18 protein-coding genes are annotated in these 16,315 nt (G+C 38.7%); 5 read left to right on the top strand and 13 right to left on the bottom strand.

Annotated features, from left to right (window positions below; all coding sequences use genetic code 11):
* Nucleotides 1-2: 2 nt before the first annotated feature.
* Together CBG49_RS00990 and CBG49_RS00985 are read left to right on the top strand one after the other, a co-directional pair.
* A complete protein-coding gene (locus tag CBG49_RS00990; protein WP_088592991.1) occupies nt 3-1,889 on the top strand; it encodes an amidophosphoribosyltransferase in 1,887 nt (628 codons plus the stop codon).
* 90 nt (nt 1,890-1,979) lie between these two features.
* The gene (locus CBG49_RS00985) at nt 1,980-2,606 is read left to right on the top strand and encodes a coiled-coil domain-containing protein (protein WP_088592990.1); all 627 of its coding nucleotides are present in this window, start codon (nt 1,980-1,982) and stop codon (nt 2,604-2,606) included.
* A 68-nt stretch (nt 2,607-2,674) separates the two neighbouring features.
* Here the strand turns inward: CBG49_RS00985 and CBG49_RS00980 are convergent, their stop codons facing one another.
* The 7 genes from CBG49_RS00980 to CBG49_RS00950 all read right to left on the bottom strand — a co-directional run bounded on the left by CBG49_RS00980 (nt 2,675) and on the right by CBG49_RS00950 (nt 7,596).
* A complete protein-coding gene (locus tag CBG49_RS00980; protein ID WP_088592989.1) occupies nt 2,675-3,922 on the bottom strand; it encodes an OmpA family protein in 1,248 nt (415 codons plus the stop codon).
* A gap of 327 nt (nt 3,923-4,249) precedes the next feature.
* Complete coding sequence (locus tag CBG49_RS00975) at nt 4,250-4,552, bottom strand: hypothetical protein (RefSeq protein WP_088592988.1); 303 nt, start codon at nt 4,550-4,552, stop codon at nt 4,250-4,252.
* 196 nt (nt 4,553-4,748) lie between these two features.
* A complete protein-coding gene (locus tag CBG49_RS00970; protein WP_088592987.1) occupies nt 4,749-5,045 on the bottom strand; it encodes a type II toxin-antitoxin system RelE/ParE family toxin in 297 nt (98 codons plus the stop codon).
* Complete coding sequence (locus CBG49_RS00965) at nt 5,036-5,236, bottom strand: hypothetical protein (RefSeq protein WP_088592986.1); 201 nt, start codon at nt 5,234-5,236, stop codon at nt 5,036-5,038. Before CBG49_RS00965 ends, CBG49_RS00970 begins: the two co-directional genes overlap by 10 nt.
* A 39-nt stretch (nt 5,237-5,275) precedes the next feature.
* Nucleotides 5,276-6,274 (bottom strand): GTPase ObgE, encoded by a 999-nt coding sequence (gene obgE, locus CBG49_RS00960; protein ID WP_088592985.1) that lies wholly within the window; start codon nt 6,272-6,274, stop codon nt 5,276-5,278.
* Between the two features lie 6 nt (nt 6,275-6,280).
* Nucleotides 6,281-7,405: an adenylate kinase gene (locus CBG49_RS00955; RefSeq protein WP_088592984.1), complete on the bottom strand. Its 1,125-nt coding sequence runs from the start codon at nt 7,403-7,405 to the stop codon at nt 6,281-6,283.
* A gap of 38 nt (nt 7,406-7,443) precedes the next feature.
* Nucleotides 7,444-7,596, bottom strand: a complete 153-nt coding sequence (locus tag CBG49_RS00950; protein ID WP_227002925.1) for a hypothetical protein — start codon at nt 7,594-7,596, stop codon at nt 7,444-7,446.
* 338 nt (nt 7,597-7,934) lie between these two features.
* Between CBG49_RS00950 and CBG49_RS00945 the strand changes: the two genes are divergently transcribed.
* The 3 genes from CBG49_RS00945 (at nt 7,935) to CBG49_RS00935 (ending at nt 9,960) form a co-directional block, all read left to right on the top strand.
* Complete coding sequence (locus CBG49_RS00945; RefSeq protein WP_088592837.1) at nt 7,935-8,837, top strand: transposase; 903 nt, start codon at nt 7,935-7,937, stop codon at nt 8,835-8,837.
* A 40-nt stretch (nt 8,838-8,877) separates the two neighbouring features.
* On the top strand, nt 8,878-9,306 hold the full coding sequence (locus tag CBG49_RS00940; protein WP_088592983.1) for a hypothetical protein: 429 nt from the start codon (nt 8,878-8,880) through the stop codon (nt 9,304-9,306).
* A gap of 141 nt (nt 9,307-9,447) precedes the next feature.
* Nucleotides 9,448-9,960 carry a P-loop NTPase family protein gene (locus tag CBG49_RS00935; protein ID WP_088592982.1) on the top strand — a complete coding sequence of 171 codons (513 nt, stop codon included), beginning with the start codon at nt 9,448-9,450 and terminating at the stop codon, nt 9,958-9,960.
* A 112-nt stretch (nt 9,961-10,072) separates the two neighbouring features.
* On the opposite strand, the gene CBG49_RS00930 is transcribed toward CBG49_RS00935, so the two are convergent.
* The 6 genes from CBG49_RS00930 to CBG49_RS00905 all read right to left on the bottom strand — a co-directional run bounded on the left by CBG49_RS00930 (nt 10,073) and on the right by CBG49_RS00905 (nt 16,284).
* On the bottom strand, nt 10,073-11,284 hold the full coding sequence (locus CBG49_RS00930) for a Bcr/CflA family multidrug efflux MFS transporter (protein ID WP_088592981.1): 1,212 nt from the start codon (nt 11,282-11,284) through the stop codon (nt 10,073-10,075).
* Complete coding sequence (locus tag CBG49_RS00925) at nt 11,284-13,770, bottom strand: zinc-dependent metalloprotease (RefSeq protein ID WP_088592980.1); 2,487 nt, start codon at nt 13,768-13,770, stop codon at nt 11,284-11,286. The genes CBG49_RS00930 and CBG49_RS00925 overlap by 1 nt, the downstream gene beginning before the upstream one ends.
* Before the next feature lie 12 nt (nt 13,771-13,782).
* A complete protein-coding gene (locus CBG49_RS00920; RefSeq protein ID WP_034555136.1) occupies nt 13,783-14,505 on the bottom strand; it encodes a PA3715 family protein in 723 nt (240 codons plus the stop codon).
* Nucleotides 14,506-14,564: 59 nt separating this feature from the next.
* A complete protein-coding gene (locus CBG49_RS00915) occupies nt 14,565-15,338 on the bottom strand; it encodes a (Fe-S)-binding protein (protein WP_088592979.1) in 774 nt (257 codons plus the stop codon).
* Between the two features lie 69 nt (nt 15,339-15,407).
* Nucleotides 15,408-15,767 (bottom strand): hypothetical protein, encoded by a 360-nt coding sequence (locus tag CBG49_RS00910; protein ID WP_088592978.1) that lies wholly within the window; start codon nt 15,765-15,767, stop codon nt 15,408-15,410.
* Nucleotides 15,768-15,852: 85 nt separating this feature from the next.
* A complete protein-coding gene (locus CBG49_RS00905) occupies nt 15,853-16,284 on the bottom strand; it encodes an LNS2 domain-containing protein (protein ID WP_088592977.1) in 432 nt (143 codons plus the stop codon).
* Nucleotides 16,285-16,315: the final 31 nt, after the last annotated feature.

The raw sequence follows: 16,315 nt of genomic DNA, 5'->3' as shown, positions 1-16,315 counted from the left end.
TAATGAGCGACACAATCAAACACGAGTGCGGGATTGCCCTAATCCGCCTGCTCAAACCTCTTGATTTTTATAAAGAAAAATACGGTACAGCCTTCTATGGCATCAATAAAATGTACCTGATGCTCGAAAAACAACACAACCGCGGACAAGATGGAGCAGGGCTTGCAAGTATCAAATTAGATATGCAACCTGGTGAACGCTACATCAGTAGGATACGCTCCAACGAGGCGCAACCCGTGCAAGACATCTTCACTCGCATCAACCAGCGCATCAACGAGGGGTTTAAAAACAACCCCGAACTGAAAGACGATGTAAGCCTCCAAAAACGAGAACTTCCTTACATAGGCGAAGTGATTATGGGGCACGTGCGCTATGGCACTTTTGGCAAAAATAGCATCGAGAATGTGCACCCTTTCCTGCGTGAAAACAATTGGATGTACCGCAATCTCATTATGGCGGGCAACTTCAATATGACCAACGTAAACGAGCTCTTCCAAAACCTCGTACGCCTCGGGCAACACCCTAAAGACAAAACCGATACTGTGATTGTAATGGAGGGTATAGGTCATTTTTTAGATGATGAGGTAGAAGAACTCTATCGCAAACTCAAAGAAGAAGGTTATACCAAACAAGAAGCCTCTCCTTTCATCGCCGAACGATTGAATATAGAGCGCATCCTCAAACGCGCTGCCAAATATTGGGATGGTGGTTATGCAATGGAAGGAATGATAGGCAACGGCGATGCTTTTGTGCTTCGCGACCCCGCAGGTATACGCCCTGCTTTCTACTATCAAGATGAAGAAGTGGTGGTAGTAGCCTCCGAACGCCCTGCTATACAAACCGTTTTCAATGTAAAATACGAAAATATACGCGAACTCCCCCCTGGTAATGCGATTATCATCAAAAAAAGTGGAGAGACAGCTATCAAGGAAATTCTCACCCCCACAGTACGCAAGGCCTGTTCGTTTGAACGTATCTACTTTTCTCGTGGCAGCGACCGCGATATCTACCGCGAACGCAAAATGTTGGGCAAATTGCTCTTCCCTCGTGTCGCTCAAGCGATAAACCATAATCTAAAAGATACAGTTTTTGCCTATATCCCTAACACTGCCGAAACCTCTTACTTAGGACTTATAGAAGAAGCAGAACAGTACCTCAATGAGCAGAAAGCCAAACAGTTGGCAGTAGCCGAAAAATCCGAAATTCCTGCAATTCTATCTCAAAAAGTACGTACTGAGAAAGTAGCTATCAAAGATGTGAAACTGCGCACTTTCATCACCGAAGATAGCAGCCGCGATGACCTCGTGGCGCACGTATACGATATTACCTATGGCTCAGTACAAAAAGGCGATAATTTGGTGATTATAGACGATAGTATCGTGCGCGGAACAACCCTCAAGAAGAGTATTCTTAGTATATTAGGGCGTTTAGAGCCCAAGAAGATAATAATAGTGTCTTCAGCTCCTCAAATCCGCTATCCCGATTGTTATGGTATTGATATGGCACGTTTAGAAGATTTGGTAGCCTTTCAAGCGGCTTTAGCTTTGCATAAAGAACGCGGTACGTATCACATTATAAAAGAAGTATATGAAAAGTGTCTCACCCAAGTAGCTCTAAGTGATGACAAGGTAGTGAATTACGTAAAAGAAGTGTATGCCCCTTTCACCGATGAAGAAATTTCGGATAAAATAAGAGATTTGCTCTTGCCAAAGGACTTTACCTCAGAAGTGGAAGTGATATTCCAAACGGTAGACAGTTTGCATAAAGCCTGCCCCGAGAACCTCGGTGATTGGTATTTCACCGGTGATTACCCTACCGATGGCGGTAATCGCGTTGTAAATCGCGCCTTTATCAATTTCTACGAAGGCAATAAAGAACGCGCTTATTGACTCTAAAATCAGTCCTCATTTAATTATTTTTTGTAGTTTCAGAAAAAAATACCTACTTTTGCAACGTAAGACAATAAAACAACTTTAATTATGACTACAGAACTCATACAATTATACGATACCGTAAGTGAAAAAATAGGAAAAGAAGGAGCTACAGCTTTAGCTAATTATATTACTAAATTCACTAATGAACGCTTGAATGAGAATTTTGATAATTTAGTAAGTAAAACAGAATTTCATCAAGAAGTAGCTGAAATAAGAATGGATATAGCCAATGTAAGAACAGAGGTTAAGAATGTCCATTCAGAACTCAAACAAGATATAGCTGAATTACGTGCCGAAATAACTAATGTCCGTTCAGAACTCAAACAAGATATTGCGGAATTACGTACTGAAATAGCTAACGTGCGTTCAGAACTTAAACAAGATATAACGGAATTACGTGCCGAAATAACTAATGTACGTTCAGAACTCAAACAAGATATAGCAGAAGTACGTACTGAAATAGCAGAAGTACGTACTGAAATAGCTAATGTCCGTTCAGAACTTAAACAAGATATTGCTGAAATACGCAATGATATGACAATATTAAGAACTGACTTGCAAAATGAACTTAAAGAAGGCTTTTCAAAAATGAATCGTATCTTTATTCAATGGCTCATAGGTTTCTTTACTTCATTGGTAATTCTTATTTTAACGTTATACTTCAATAGATGAAAAGCTTATTTCATATAAAAAACTCCCCTTGCAATTTTTGTTGCAAGGGGAGATTCTGTTTAAGAAAGTTATTTAATAGAAATGTTACCTCGTCTATGTTCTTCTTTGTTTTTACAACTTAGACTATTGTAAGTACTTTCTCCATAACTTTTTACTTCAATAGATGTGATACCCATACTTTCTAAAGTAGCTTTTAAAGTTTTAGCTCTATCATTTGAAAGAACTATATTATTTTCATCTGTTCCTATATCACAAGTGTAGGTTTCTATTAGTACAGTTGCTTCTTTATTAGTCTGGGGATAAGCATTTGCAAATTGCTGTATTAGTTCCTTACTTTTTACACTTAGCAGAGATGAACCTAAATCAAAAAGTACTCCTACAGAAGGAATAACAATTTGTTTTGCCTTATTAGTTTTAGCATTTTCAAGGTTTTTCTCCCATTCATCTCTGAAATTAGCAGCATTAGTAAGCGTTTCACAACTGTTTAAAGAGCTTTTTTCGGCTAATGTATTCTCTGCTTTCCACTCTTCTTTTGTCGGTTCAGTTACTTTAGTTTCTACGACTGTTTGAGCAGTAGATTCTTGTTGAGATTCAAAAGAACAGTTTCTAAATAGTAGAAAAACGAGAAGTAGAAAAATAAGGATTATAGACATTTTTAAAAAAGCAAAACAGATAGCTTTTCTATAGAAGTTTCTTAATGCTTTAGGAAGAATTTCTTTATCCTTATGATGATGAGGAGAGGCAGGATGTGAAGTTACAACTGCTTTTTCAGCTATTTTTATAGCCTCAATATTATTCCTTTCTATTGCTGTTTTTCTAAAACTTTCAGCACCTTTTTTAGTTTGAAAAGAAATAATATCAGGTTTTCTCCTTTTAATGAGTGCCATAAGTTCATCAAAAGCAACATCATTATCAAGTTTAGTATTATTTATACTACCTCCTTTTTTCTCAGCTGGACGTTTAAAGTAGTTGGTAAAAACTATATTTTTAAGACCTTCCTTATAGCCCTTTTTACTATAAGCATTTCCTACAGCTCTGTATATACTATGAGAAGGATTAGCTACAGAAGAATTTATAACATCATTGTTAATGATTTTACTTGTTGTAGTAAAATCTTTTTCATCTTCGGAAAGTCCTAAAGCTTCAGAAGATTTTTCATACCAATTCTTTTCACTATAGGATTTATCTTCAGGAAGATAATGACTTTCTCCTATAGAAAGTAGCCTTGGGCGTCTTAAAATAAATGGAATTATCCATTTACCATATTTTTCACCTACATATTCGGTTAATTCTGGGTGTAATTCTAATACTGACATACGGTTTTATTTATTAAAAGTTGATTACTGTACTTAATAAAAAACGTGAGCCATTCCTTGCCACCCATTATAGAAGCCCGACCAAAGGCAATATCAAAAGGTAAAAGGAATGCCCACGCTTAACCGCAGGCATTTCCACTACTCTTTTCCTTTTGATATTTTCAGAAAAATTGGTCGTATTTCTATAATAGGAAAATTGTAAGCGAAACGCTATATGTCGTTTTTTATGTTATATCTTTTTAAAATGTTCTTAAATGTTGTTTAATTTGGGACAAAGGTAGTGCTTTTTTAGGAATAAGCAAGAATTCAAGAATATTTTTTGAAAAATTATTCTTTGAAAGAATTATTAGCCCAATTTGCAATGTAGTTGTCTATTATTTTTTTTGCTTCTATTGGACTTATTCTTTCTAAGTCAATAACGTAGTAAAAAGCACCATATTCAGGATAAAAATCTCCTAATGCTAAGAGTTCTCCTTTGTACCCCATTTGATACAGAACTTCTATTACTTCTTTATCTCTATGATCAATATAGAGATCGTAAATGTGTTTTTCTGAAAAATAACCATTTTCTACCAAATGATTATAGGCTTTTTTACAATCTTTTACTGTTATAGTTTTTTGTTCTTGCATAAAGTAATTTTTGGCAAAAGTACAAGTTTTTAAAGAGTCTATCAAATAAAACTTCTGACATTTTTTTAACTAAATCAACTAGCTTTAATGGTGTGAAATTATTGATTATTAATAGATTATATTCTTAAAATAGTCTGTTTTTTGTCAATAAAAAACTGCCTCATTGCTGGGCAGTTTTGTTGTTTCTTATGCAAAATTAAAGAAGTTCTACATCATTAGGATTTCTTCTGTTATCCCAAAATGATAAGATGGTAATACTATCCTTCTCAATTAAATAGAAAATTGAATAGTTATGAAAAACTAATGCTCTCCGAATATTTTCATATCCTTCTACTTCTGTCCATAGATAAGGAAATTTAGCTAAATTTTTAGCAACTCTCTGTACTTCTGCATTCAATTTTATAGAATATGAATTACTTTTATTGTGGTTTTTCCAATACAAAAGTATTTCTTTCAGCTCTATTTTTGCTTGTTCAGACCATTTTATGACCATAACAGAGCTTCCATTTCTTGTTCTACTTCTTCTTGTGAATAAACCTTCCCTAATTTTTTGTCGTTAAGACCTCTTAAAACAGCATTTTCTTCAGCTGCTGTCATTTCGTATTTTGTAGGGATTTCTTCTTTAAAAAGTGGGTTCAACTTCTTTTGAGCTACAGTTGCTTCTTCTAATACAAGTGTTTCCATAAAAAAACTTTTTTATTTAATGGTAAAAGCACAAAATAATTATTGTATCATTTCCCAAAGTTTGTCTTTGAGTTGTTGGATGCCTTTGCCTGCTACTGATGAGATGAACAAGAAAGGTGTATCGCCCAATCCTGCGGCTACTTCTTGACGAATGGCTTCAGTGAGCTCGTCGTCGAGCATATCTGCTTTTGAAATGGCTATGAGGCGGTCTTTATCTAATAGTTCAGGGTTGTATTCTTTGAGTTCGTTGAGCAAGATATGGTATTCGGCTACTATATCGGGGCTATCGGCAGGAATGAGGAATAGCAATACCGAGTTGCGCTCTATATGTCGCAAGAAGTAATGCCCTAAACCTTTACCCTCGGCAGCACCCTCTATAATACCAGGGATATCGGCTACTACAAACGATTGGTAATCGCGGTTCTGCACAATACCCAAGTTGGGTTTGAGGGTTGTGAATGGATAATCGCCTATTTTTGGCTTAGCAGAAGTAATTACCGATAGCAGTGTAGATTTGCCTGCATTGGGGAAGCCTACAAAACCTACATCGGCTAACACTTTTAACTCTAAAAGCAACTCGCGTTCTTCACCAGGGAGACCTGGTTGGGCGTAGCGTGGGGTTTGGTTAGTAGCTGTGCGGAAATGCCAGTTACCTAATCCCCCTTTGCCACCGCGCAAAGCGATGACCTCTTGTCCGTCTTCAGTAATTTCAAAGAGTACTTCTTCGGTTTCAGCATCTTTAACAATGGTTCCTAAGGGGACTTCTAAAGTGATATCTTTACCGTCGGCACCAAAACTGCGATTAGCACCTCCTGCTTCACCGTGTTCGGCGCGGAAGTGCTGTTGGAACTTGAAGTGTATGAGTGTCCAAAGGTGTTTATTGCCACGCAAGATGATATGCCCTCCGCGACCGCCATCGCCTCCATCAGGACCTCCTTTGGGTACGAATTTTTCGCGGTGTAGGTGCATAGAGCCGGCGCCTCCTTTGCCAGAGGCGGCGTATATCTTTACGTAGTCGGTGAAATTGCCTTCGGTCATTGTAGATTATTCAGCTTTGAGTTTATCGATAGTGTCGGAGAGGCGGGTGGTAATTTCTTCGATAGTACCAATACCATTGATAGGGTGGTATTTGCCTTGTGCTTGATAGAAAGCGATAAGGGGGGCAGTTTTTTCGTTGTATTCGGTGAAACGGTTGCGAATTTTTTCTTCGTCTTGGTCATCGGTGCGACCGCTCACTTTACCGCGTTCCAACAATCGTTTGATGAGCACCTCATCATCAGCTTCTAAGGCGAGGGTGCCGTGAATGCGCATTCCTTTAGAAGTTAAGAAAGCGTCGAGCGCTTCGGCTTGTGCGATGGTACGAGGGAATCCGTCGAAAATAAAGCCTTCAGCATTAGGGTTCTTTTCAACTTCTTCTTGTAGCATTTGTATGGTTACTTCATCGGGTACGAGGTCGCCTTTATCCATATACGATTGGGCGAGTTTGCCGAGTTTTGTTTGGTTTTTAATATTATAGCGGAAAATATCTCCGGTAGAGATGTGTACTAAGTTGTATTTGTCTTTCAAAAATGCGGCTTGGGTGCCTTTGCCAGCCCCTGGTTTGCCGAAAAGTACTAAATTTGTCATCGTTAATGAAGTGTTTAATTGATATACTTGGGGTAGGTTGCGCCCTATCTCGTCGAAATCTAAGCCGTATCCTACGATAAAGCGGTTAGGGATAGGTTTGCCAACATAGTCTATTTTGAGGTCTTTTTTATAGGCATCGGGTTTGAAGAAAAGGGTAGCGATGCGGAAAGATTTTACCTTTTGGTTTTCAAACAGTCGGTAAATTTCTTCTAAGGTATTACCAGTGTCGATAATATCCTCCAAAATTACTACATCGCGACCTTCCACAGGGGTAGAAAGCCCGATGAGTTGGTGTATTTTGCCAGTGGACTGGGTGCCCTCATAAGACGCCATTTTCACGAAAGATATTTCACATTCGCCTTTGTAGTGTCTTACAAAATCGGCGGCAAACATAAAAGAGCCGTTGAGCACGGCAATGAATACGGGACACGACTCTTGTAGGTCTTGATAGACCTCGCTTGCCATACGTTCGGCAATTTGGTTGAGCTGCTCGGCTGAGACGTAGGGCTCAAAGGTTTTATCGTGTATTTTAATCAGTTCCATCGTTTAGGTGTTATGTTTAGTCGTTAGGATGTTAGTTGTTATAGATTTGAGATGTGTTTGTGTGCTTCAGGAATTTCTTCTTCCTCATCCTCAATAGCTCTTTCACGCAAGAAGCGATACTCTTCAATAGGGAGGACAGCTAATATATCATTGCCTTGAAAATCTTTTATGTATTGTACGGCTGAGTCCATAACAAACTATTTAAATTATTGAAAGAAAGTGCAAAGGTAATCATTTTTAATAAATGCACAATAATTGTGCCTAATAATTGTAGGGACAGCAATTTCACCGATAAATCTTATCAGCAATAAAATAGGTGTCTGTTAGCTTTTGTCAATTTTCTTTAATAAAGAATTATCATACATCTCTCATACTGTTAAATATATTTTTACTAATTTTGTCGCTATAATCTGAGTTATCACCTATTATCTTTTTTTATAAATGCGAATCAAGAGTTGAAAAAGTAGAAAAAATAAAAGTAGTCTGATAAATCACTATCTTTGTGGTGTCAAAAAAAAATCAGATATAAATGATAAATCAGACTACGGCGACAAAATTAGTAAAAATATATTTAACAATATGTCAAAAATACGATAATTATTTACAATATTTTTGTCAGCGATTTAGCAATAACAACAAACCTGTATTTACAGATCAAGAAGTTATTACAATTTATCTATTTTGCACTGGTGTTGAACACAAGTACAAAATAAAAGAAATGTATAATTTCATCAAAGATTACTGGCTTGATTGGTTCCCTAAAATACCTTCTTATCAAGCCTTTAATAATCGTTTAAACAGACTTAGCGAAGTCTTTAAGCATATATCTATTGAACAAATTTTAATAGGAATGTCAGAGCAAAGAGAAATGTCTATCAATATTTTAGACTCTTGTCCTATTGTTACTTGTAAAGGAAATGGCAAAGGAAAAGTAGCTCGTGATTTTACTGATAAAAGCTATTGTTCCTCGAAAAAAATGTGGTATTATGGTGTGAAACTACACGCCTTAGGTGCTTATCAAAAAGGTACTCTTCCTTATTTGAAAGATTATATTGTTACCAAAGCTAGTGAAAATGATTTAAGTGTTTTCAAAGAAAATTGGCAAGAGCTAACAGATACTTGTTTTATTGCTGACAAGATTTATCAAAGTGCTGCTGTTAATGAAGTTTTGAAATCAAATAATAGTGAAATGATAACACCTATAAAAATGAAAAAGAACAAGTCAGAAGTATTAAAACAGAGAGATTTTGCTTTTGAATCTTTGTATAATAAGGCTGTTTCATCTATAAGACAACCTATTGAATCGTTCTTTAATTGGTTGAATGAAAAGACTCAAATACAATATGCTGGAAAAGTGCGCTCTAGCAAAGGACTTTTTGTCCATATCTTTGGAAAAATAGCTACTGCATTACTCTTTGAAAATTTATTTTAAACCTTGATTAGCATTATAAAGAAAATGAAATAACATCATAATGAAGAATCATATCAAATATTTAGTATTAGCATTGCTTTTGTTGGGTTGCAAAAACTACAAGAGCCTTACAACGCAAATAGATAAAAATAAAGCGATACCTTACAATCAGTATTCACAAGAATTTCAAGCGTGGGAAGCTACGAAAAATATAAAGTTAGAAGATGCTTACCAAATACATTTAGGTTATGCTGCCAAAAATCAAGATAAGATAAAGCTTAAATCGACAGAAGGATACCCATTATTCTATGTTTATGATGATTATTATATATTTTCAACCGTAACATATATTCATAAAATCGGTATTTTTAATTGTACGGGCATTTGGGTCAATGCAAATACGGGAGAAGTTAATTATGTTGAAGTTGATAAAAACCAAAATTTTCATACTGATATCTGGCTAACGTCCTATAATGGCAATAAGTTGTAGCACAACGAGGAATAAAAAACTTTGATCACTTGGTAGGGGAAATAAAACATTATAATGATAATTTGTATGAATTATTTAATATTATAAGATCTCAATTTCCGTTTGATAAATTCACAAACTATTTCTTTTTGACTATTAAAAATGATTGTTATAATTACTGGAGCTTCACACACAGGTAAGACTTTTTTAGCTCAAAAGCTATTGGAAAAATATAAATACCCATATCTATCAATAGATCACTTAAAAATGGGATTAATTCGCAGTGGTTATACTAAACTTACCTTAGAAAATGATAAAGCACTTACAGATTATATGTGGCCTATTATTCGTGAAATGATTAAGACAGCCATAGAAAACAAACAAAATCTTATCATTGAAGGAGTATATATTCCTTTTGACTGGGAGAAAGATTTTACAAAAAAATATCTCGAGGATATTAAATGTTATTGTCTTGTAATGAGTGAAAACTATATTAAAACCCACTTTGATGATATAAAGAAATATGCAAATGCCATAGAAAACCGTTTAGATGATGATTGGTGTACAAAGGAAAGTGTTTTAGATGATAATGCACAGTTTTTAGCCCTTGCAAAGAAACACAACACTAATTTTATACTGATTGATGATGGCTATAAGGTAAACATTGAGCTATGATGTTTATTGAACTATCAGATTGTTAGTTGTCAATGGTGAATTATTATGAAAGCAAGCGCAGAGGTGAGATTTTTGTTTTGGAGAGTCTTAGAGAGGCAGAGAAACGGTATAGTTATTTGCTAATGGTGCGAGGGGCGACTAACAGCAAGTAGCTGAGGGCGCCTACTCCTATGCATATTGCCATTGCAAATACCATTGGGCGCTCGGAGGTGATGGCGAAAAGCGAGAGCACTGCCCCTACTACTGAACCGATACCAAAACGCAACATTCCTGTGAGTGAATTGGCGGTACCTGCTACTTCGGGGTACATATCCAAAATGGCGGCATTGGCACTGCTGGACACTACCGATACCAAACCTACAAACATTGAAACGCCTGCCACGGTAGCCCACAATCCCAAATGGAAAATACCGCATATCACCAGCCACGCTCCTGCAATGAGTTGGATAGTTAGCCCCAACCGCAAGGATTTTTCTACGCCTATTTTGGTGACGAATTTGCCATTGAGTGAGGTTGCTGTCATCATTACAATTACATTGAGAAGGAAAAAATACCCAAAGTGTTGAGGGGCTACCCCAAAGAGTTTGGTGTACACAATAGAGCCCGTGGTGATAAAGCAAAACATTCCTGAATAGGAAAGCGAATTGCAGAAAATATACCCCAATACCTTTTTGTTGCTGAGGAGCTTGCCGTAAATACGCAAGGTGTTGCCTATTTTCAAAGGTGCGCGCTTGAGTTTAGGAAGCGTTTCAGGGATTTTATAACTCACTAAAAGTGCTGCCAATAGTCCTAAAACCATCAGCACGTAGAAGATGATATGCCAATGAAACCAGTCGGTGAGGTGACCGCCCAATACGGGGGCAATAAGCGGGGCAATCATCGTGACAATCATAATCATTGACATTTGGCGTGCGAACTCATTTTTGGCGAAAAGGTCGCGCAAGAGCGCACCCGTTACTACCGCCGGCGATGCCCCAAAAAAGCCTTGTACAAAGCGCAGTATATAAAAGTGATGGATATGGTGAATTTGCGTAATCACTAACGACACCAATGCTGAGGTGATAATCCCAATGAGAATGATAGGTTTGCGCCCATAACTATCGGAAAGAGGGCCCCAGAAGAGTTGCCCGAAAGCAAAACCAAGGGTAAAGAGCGCTAAGGTTTGAGAAATCATCTCTTCGGATACGTTCAAATCGTTAGCAATCTTCACAAAGGCAGGGAGGTACATATCGATAGCCAGCGGGGTGAGCATCGATAGGAGTCCCATAATGAGGATAAACAGTAGGTCGGGTTTTGAGTCTTTGAGTTCTTCGGGTTCTAACACTATTTTTTAGGGTCTTTAATACGTTCTATTTCCTTTATAATTTCTTGGTAGTGTAGATGGTTAATAGATGAAGCAGGTTCTTTAGCAAGAGCTTGTTTGGCGAAAGCCTCGATAGTGTTCAAATGTTGCAAGGCAAAAAGGCGCACATCGGATACTTGCTGTATGCTCGCAGCTTTGCTGTTTTTAGCGTCGGCAGGCGCATTGATGAGCCTATCGATTTGAGAGAGGTACAAGCGTTCGATACCACGGCGATAAGTGTTTTGGCGCGCATCGGGGCTGTTGAGGGGTTTCCATACCGCTTTGAATACATCTTGCAGATATTCGTTTAACGGATAAGGATTTTTGGAGGTGAGTGATTGGTTATAAAGGTTATAGAGGGTTGACTCTCCTAAAAGCACACTCAAGGTAAGGTTTTGCATACTGATGATGTTCTTATCGGGGGTTGCCCCTGTTTTCTCTACTATTTCCTGAGGATATAACCACAAAGGCGCTTCAAAAAGTTCTTTATCTAAATAGTTAATAGCTTCTTTTACCTTCTCTTTTGGCACTTCTTTATAAACTTCTTTCTCACCGATGATGCCCACGTATCTATTGCCAATGTGCTTGAGCACGTGCTTTAAATAGCGGAAATACTGCATATAGGCAGCGGTTTGCATTTCGTCGAGATGTTCGTATTTATCGTTAGGCTGTTTAGTCCATTCGGGGAGGTGTTGCACGATATAGCGGAGGTTTTTCAACCCGTAAGTATTGGCTTTCATCACGTTGTCCGAAAGGTCTTCGGTTTGTGCACGAGGGTCTTCATCTTTGCCTTCTCCTCCGAACCACAATCGCGGATTGGCTTTGAGTTTTTGGGTAACCATTTCGGCAAGAGATTCTTGTTCGGCATACTCGTCTTTATATTTGTTGCCGTAATAGCGATATCCCCATTCGATTGCCCATTTGTCGTAGATGCCTATGCGCGGATAGAGTCCTTTGCTACTGATATTGTCTTCGGGCTGTGCCACATAGTTAAAACGCGCATAGTCCATAATAGAAGCGGTATGTCCATTGGCTTCTACCCATTTTTTATCGCGGAGTTTTTCGACAGGCGTTTGACTGCTGGCGCCCATATTGTGGCGCAAACCTAAGCAGTGTCCTATTTCGTGAGAGGAGACAAAGCGCACGAGGTCGCCCATTAGTTCCTCGTTGAACTCCATAGTACGAGCGCGTTTATCCACAGCACCTGCTTGAATCATATACCACTGATTGAGGAGTTTCATCACGTTGTGATACCAACCCACGTGGCATTCTATAATTTCACCACTGCGAGGGTCGGCGATGTTAGGACCGTAGGCATTACTTTTTTCGGAAGGGAGGTAGCGAATTACGTTGAAGCGTGCATCTTCTAAGCTCATTGAAGGGTCGTTAGGCCAAGGTTTTGCGACAATAGCCTCTTTGAATCCCGCTTGTTCAAAAGCAACATTCCAATCGTTTACGCCCAAAATGAGGTATTTTTGCCATTGTTTAGGCGTAGCAGGGTCGATATAGAACACGATTTGCTTTTTGGGGCGTACTAACTGACCACTGAGATATTTTTTGACGTCTTCTTTGCGAGGTTCTAAGCGGAAACGGTGGATGTAATATTCAGTTTCGGTGCGCTGTTGCTGGTCGCTGAACTTGATGTATCGGGTAGCGAAAAAGCCCACACGAGGGTCGAAAAGGCGTTTTTGCATAGGTGTTTTGGGTAAAAGCACCATAGAGATATTCAGCTCTAAGGTAATAGCCCCCACCTTGTTTGCCGACGGAATATTACTGGGTGAAGCGCTGAAGGTTTTGAGAGTATTGACCTCTACGTTGATAGGATAAGGGCGTATATCGTCTACAAAAGAGCGATCGTTAGCGATAGCGCCTATTTTCATCTGGGTTTTTGCATTCGATGAAAAAGAGGTAATGCTGTTGTCTTGCTTGAAGAAATCGGTGATGTCGATGAGCTGTGCTTTGGTTTTGGGGTTACGCCCGATAACGGTGAACGATGCCACCACAGGGTTGGCGCTCGAATTGGCGACTGCTACCGAGATATTATCGTCGGTGCCAGCCTCTTGCAGGTTGAGAAACGAGCGCAAGAGGAGTGTTTTTTCGCCTTTCTGCTCGAAATAGACGGTTTGTTCATTCACTTTTTCGCCTGCATAGAGCCCGAAGTTATGAGGGGCAGCTTTTAGGCGCGTTACGCATAGCAAATAGCGATTGAGGAGGGAATCGGGGACTTCAAAGTACCATTTATCCTCAATCTTACGGATAGTAAAGAGTCCGTTGCGTTCTATACCCTTTTTTTTAATGAGTTTAGCGTACTCTTCGGCGCGCTTTTGCTCGGGAGTTTTTTCGGGTTTTTCGGTAGTATCGGTTTTGGTTGCCGCTTTGGTAATAGTGTCTTTCACTGTGGGCGTTTGCTGAGCGAAAACATAGGAGCTCATTCCCAATAGTAGTGTATATAATATATATTTCTTCATATCTTTATAAAATCAATCTAATTTTATTTCTTCACCTTCGTATTCCTTTCCGTTGTACTTTAGGTATTTTATTTCTACTCGTTTTTCAGAGATTTCATCCTTACAGTCGCTATCACTAACTTTTGTTGTAAAGGTAACTCTATTTTTGATATTGAAATAGCCATTAGTTTTTTCGGTTTCCATTATGAACATAGAATCAAATATGTATTCATAGCCTTCGCAGTAATTAAAGTCACCTCTTGAAGCACTAAGTATGTAATTGTTCAATACCTTTTTGAGTGTTTTTCCTTTCGGCAGAAATAAACTAAAATATTCCTCACCAGCAGGGTTAGGTCGGCTTTGGTTATGAGTAAACACACGAATACCAAAAGCACGTTCACCTTCTGAAAGGATAAACTTTGCGGTATCAATAGCAATGCCATTTATTACAAAAGCATCAGAGACCCATTCACTTAAACCTTTATAAAAACAGCTTATTTTTTGTTCTTTTATATTGAAAAGAACGATGTAAGCATCAATCCAACCATCGTCTTCAGTTCCATTTTTGACGGGGAAGACCATTACCATTGTATTATTGTCATAAGGCAATATTCTCTCGTTGTATAAGTCGGTATCTATTTTTGATTTAGGTATAGAAAGGGCTTTTATCACCTTTTCAAAAACTTTAGGGTCTTTTTGAGCTTTGAGGCTAAAAGCACAACAAGTACATAGAAAAAAGGTTAGAAAATATTTCATTTTTTTGATATTATAGTCAGACAAAAATAGATTGCGTTTTAGAGGGCGTTTAACATACCTCATTCATTATTCATCATTAGCAATTCTGCTACATCATAGACTTTTATTTGGTTTTCTTTTTCTTTGGTTTTTACGCCATCGGTCATCATCGTATTGCAAAACGGACAAGCGGTGGCGATGATATCGGGACGCACGTCGAGGGCTTGCTCAGTGCGCAATACATTGATTTCTTTATCTCCTTTTTCCGATTCTTTGAAGAGCTGTGCGCCTCCTGCTCCACAACACATTGCGCGGGCTTTGCACTTTTTCATCTCTACCAAATCGGCTTCTAAAGAGGTGAGCAGTTCGCGGGGGGCGTTGTACACTTTGTTGGCTCTGCCGAGGTAGCAGGGGTCGTGAAAAGTGATGCGCTTGCCTTTGAATGTACCGCTTTCTATAGTGAGTCTGCCCTCATCGATAAGGGTTTTGAGTAACTCAGTGTGGTGCATTACTTCGTAATTCCCGCCCAGCGCAGGGTATTCGTTTTTGATAGTGTTGAAACAATGCGGACAGGTGGTTACTATTTTGGTCACCTGATAGTTATTGAGCACCTCGATGTTCATCATTGCCTGCATCTGGAAGAGGAACTCGTTGCCTGCGCGCTTGGCAGGGTCGCCGGTGCAACTCTCTTCAGTACCGAGTACGGCAAAGCGCACCCCTGCTTTTTGCAAGAGGTGGGCAAAGGCTCTGATGATGCGTTTAGCTCTGTCGTCAAAACTACCAGCACAGCCTACCCAGAAGAGTACTTCGGGGGTTTCGCCACGAGCCGAGAGTTCTGCCATTGTTGGAATCATAATAATCTAATTTGAAAATTAGCAAATTCGGAAATTAGCAAATTTGGTATGAGTTGTATCAGCTGTAGGTTATTTTACGATTACTAAATCGCCATCTACAAAACCTACGGCTATATGTTGTACGTTAAAAAGTTTGATACTGTTTTCGGCTACTATTTCTTTAAGGATTTCGGCAATCATCGAGAGGGCTTGTTCCCAATGTACTTCTTCAGGGATTTCTTCTAAAGGTAAAAAGCAGTCATCGGGCACAAAATCATCATCGCAAGCCCAATCGGGGTCTTCATCATCATACCAAGAAGAGCCTATGAGCTCCAATTCGTAAGGTTCGGAGATATTGAAGTTCAGTGCGACAATATCATTGGGTAAGGTTTCTTGACGATCTATACCAAGTAACCATTTTTTAATCTTGTTTTTAACGGTTTCTTTCATTTTAAAATAATTTGTCGGTTTGGCACGAGCTACAAGCTCGCGCCAGCTAAAGACCAGCGAAAAAAACAATTAGCTAATTGGCTCATTAGCTAATTGACTCATCATCAAATACTTCTACGGTTTCTTCTCTGAGGACAAAATCGGTGAATTTGCCTTTGTAGCGCGTGGCTTTTACGATGTGATTGTCTATCCAATGATAGTTGCCTCCGCGGGGTTTGCCAAAGATGATGCCGTGATACTTAAAACCGTGCTTTTTGAGCCATTGCTCGGTAACTTCGCGGTGTGCTTCGGTACGCGAGGTGAAAAAGTAAATCACGTGACCTTCGTCATACCATTTGTTTACTTGTGCTAAGGCGTCGGGGAATACTTTGGCAGTAGCCATACGCTCAGGTTCTTCGTTAGGAATATCCTCGCCTACCGTGCCATCAATGTCGATGAGGTAGTTTTTTACTCCCTCTGGCAATATAGGATTTTTATTGCCTTGAGCATCTTCTTTTAGGGTGAATTTTTCAGTCATAATATTTGAATTAGCAAATTAGCAAATTTGG

The sequence above is a fragment of the Capnocytophaga endodontalis genome, from assembly GCF_002209445.1.
Classification (GTDB): Bacteria; Bacteroidota; Bacteroidia; order Flavobacteriales; family Flavobacteriaceae; genus Capnocytophaga; species Capnocytophaga periodontitidis.
Note: the sequence above shows the minus strand (reverse complement) of the source record. Positions and strands in the feature narration are given on the sequence as shown.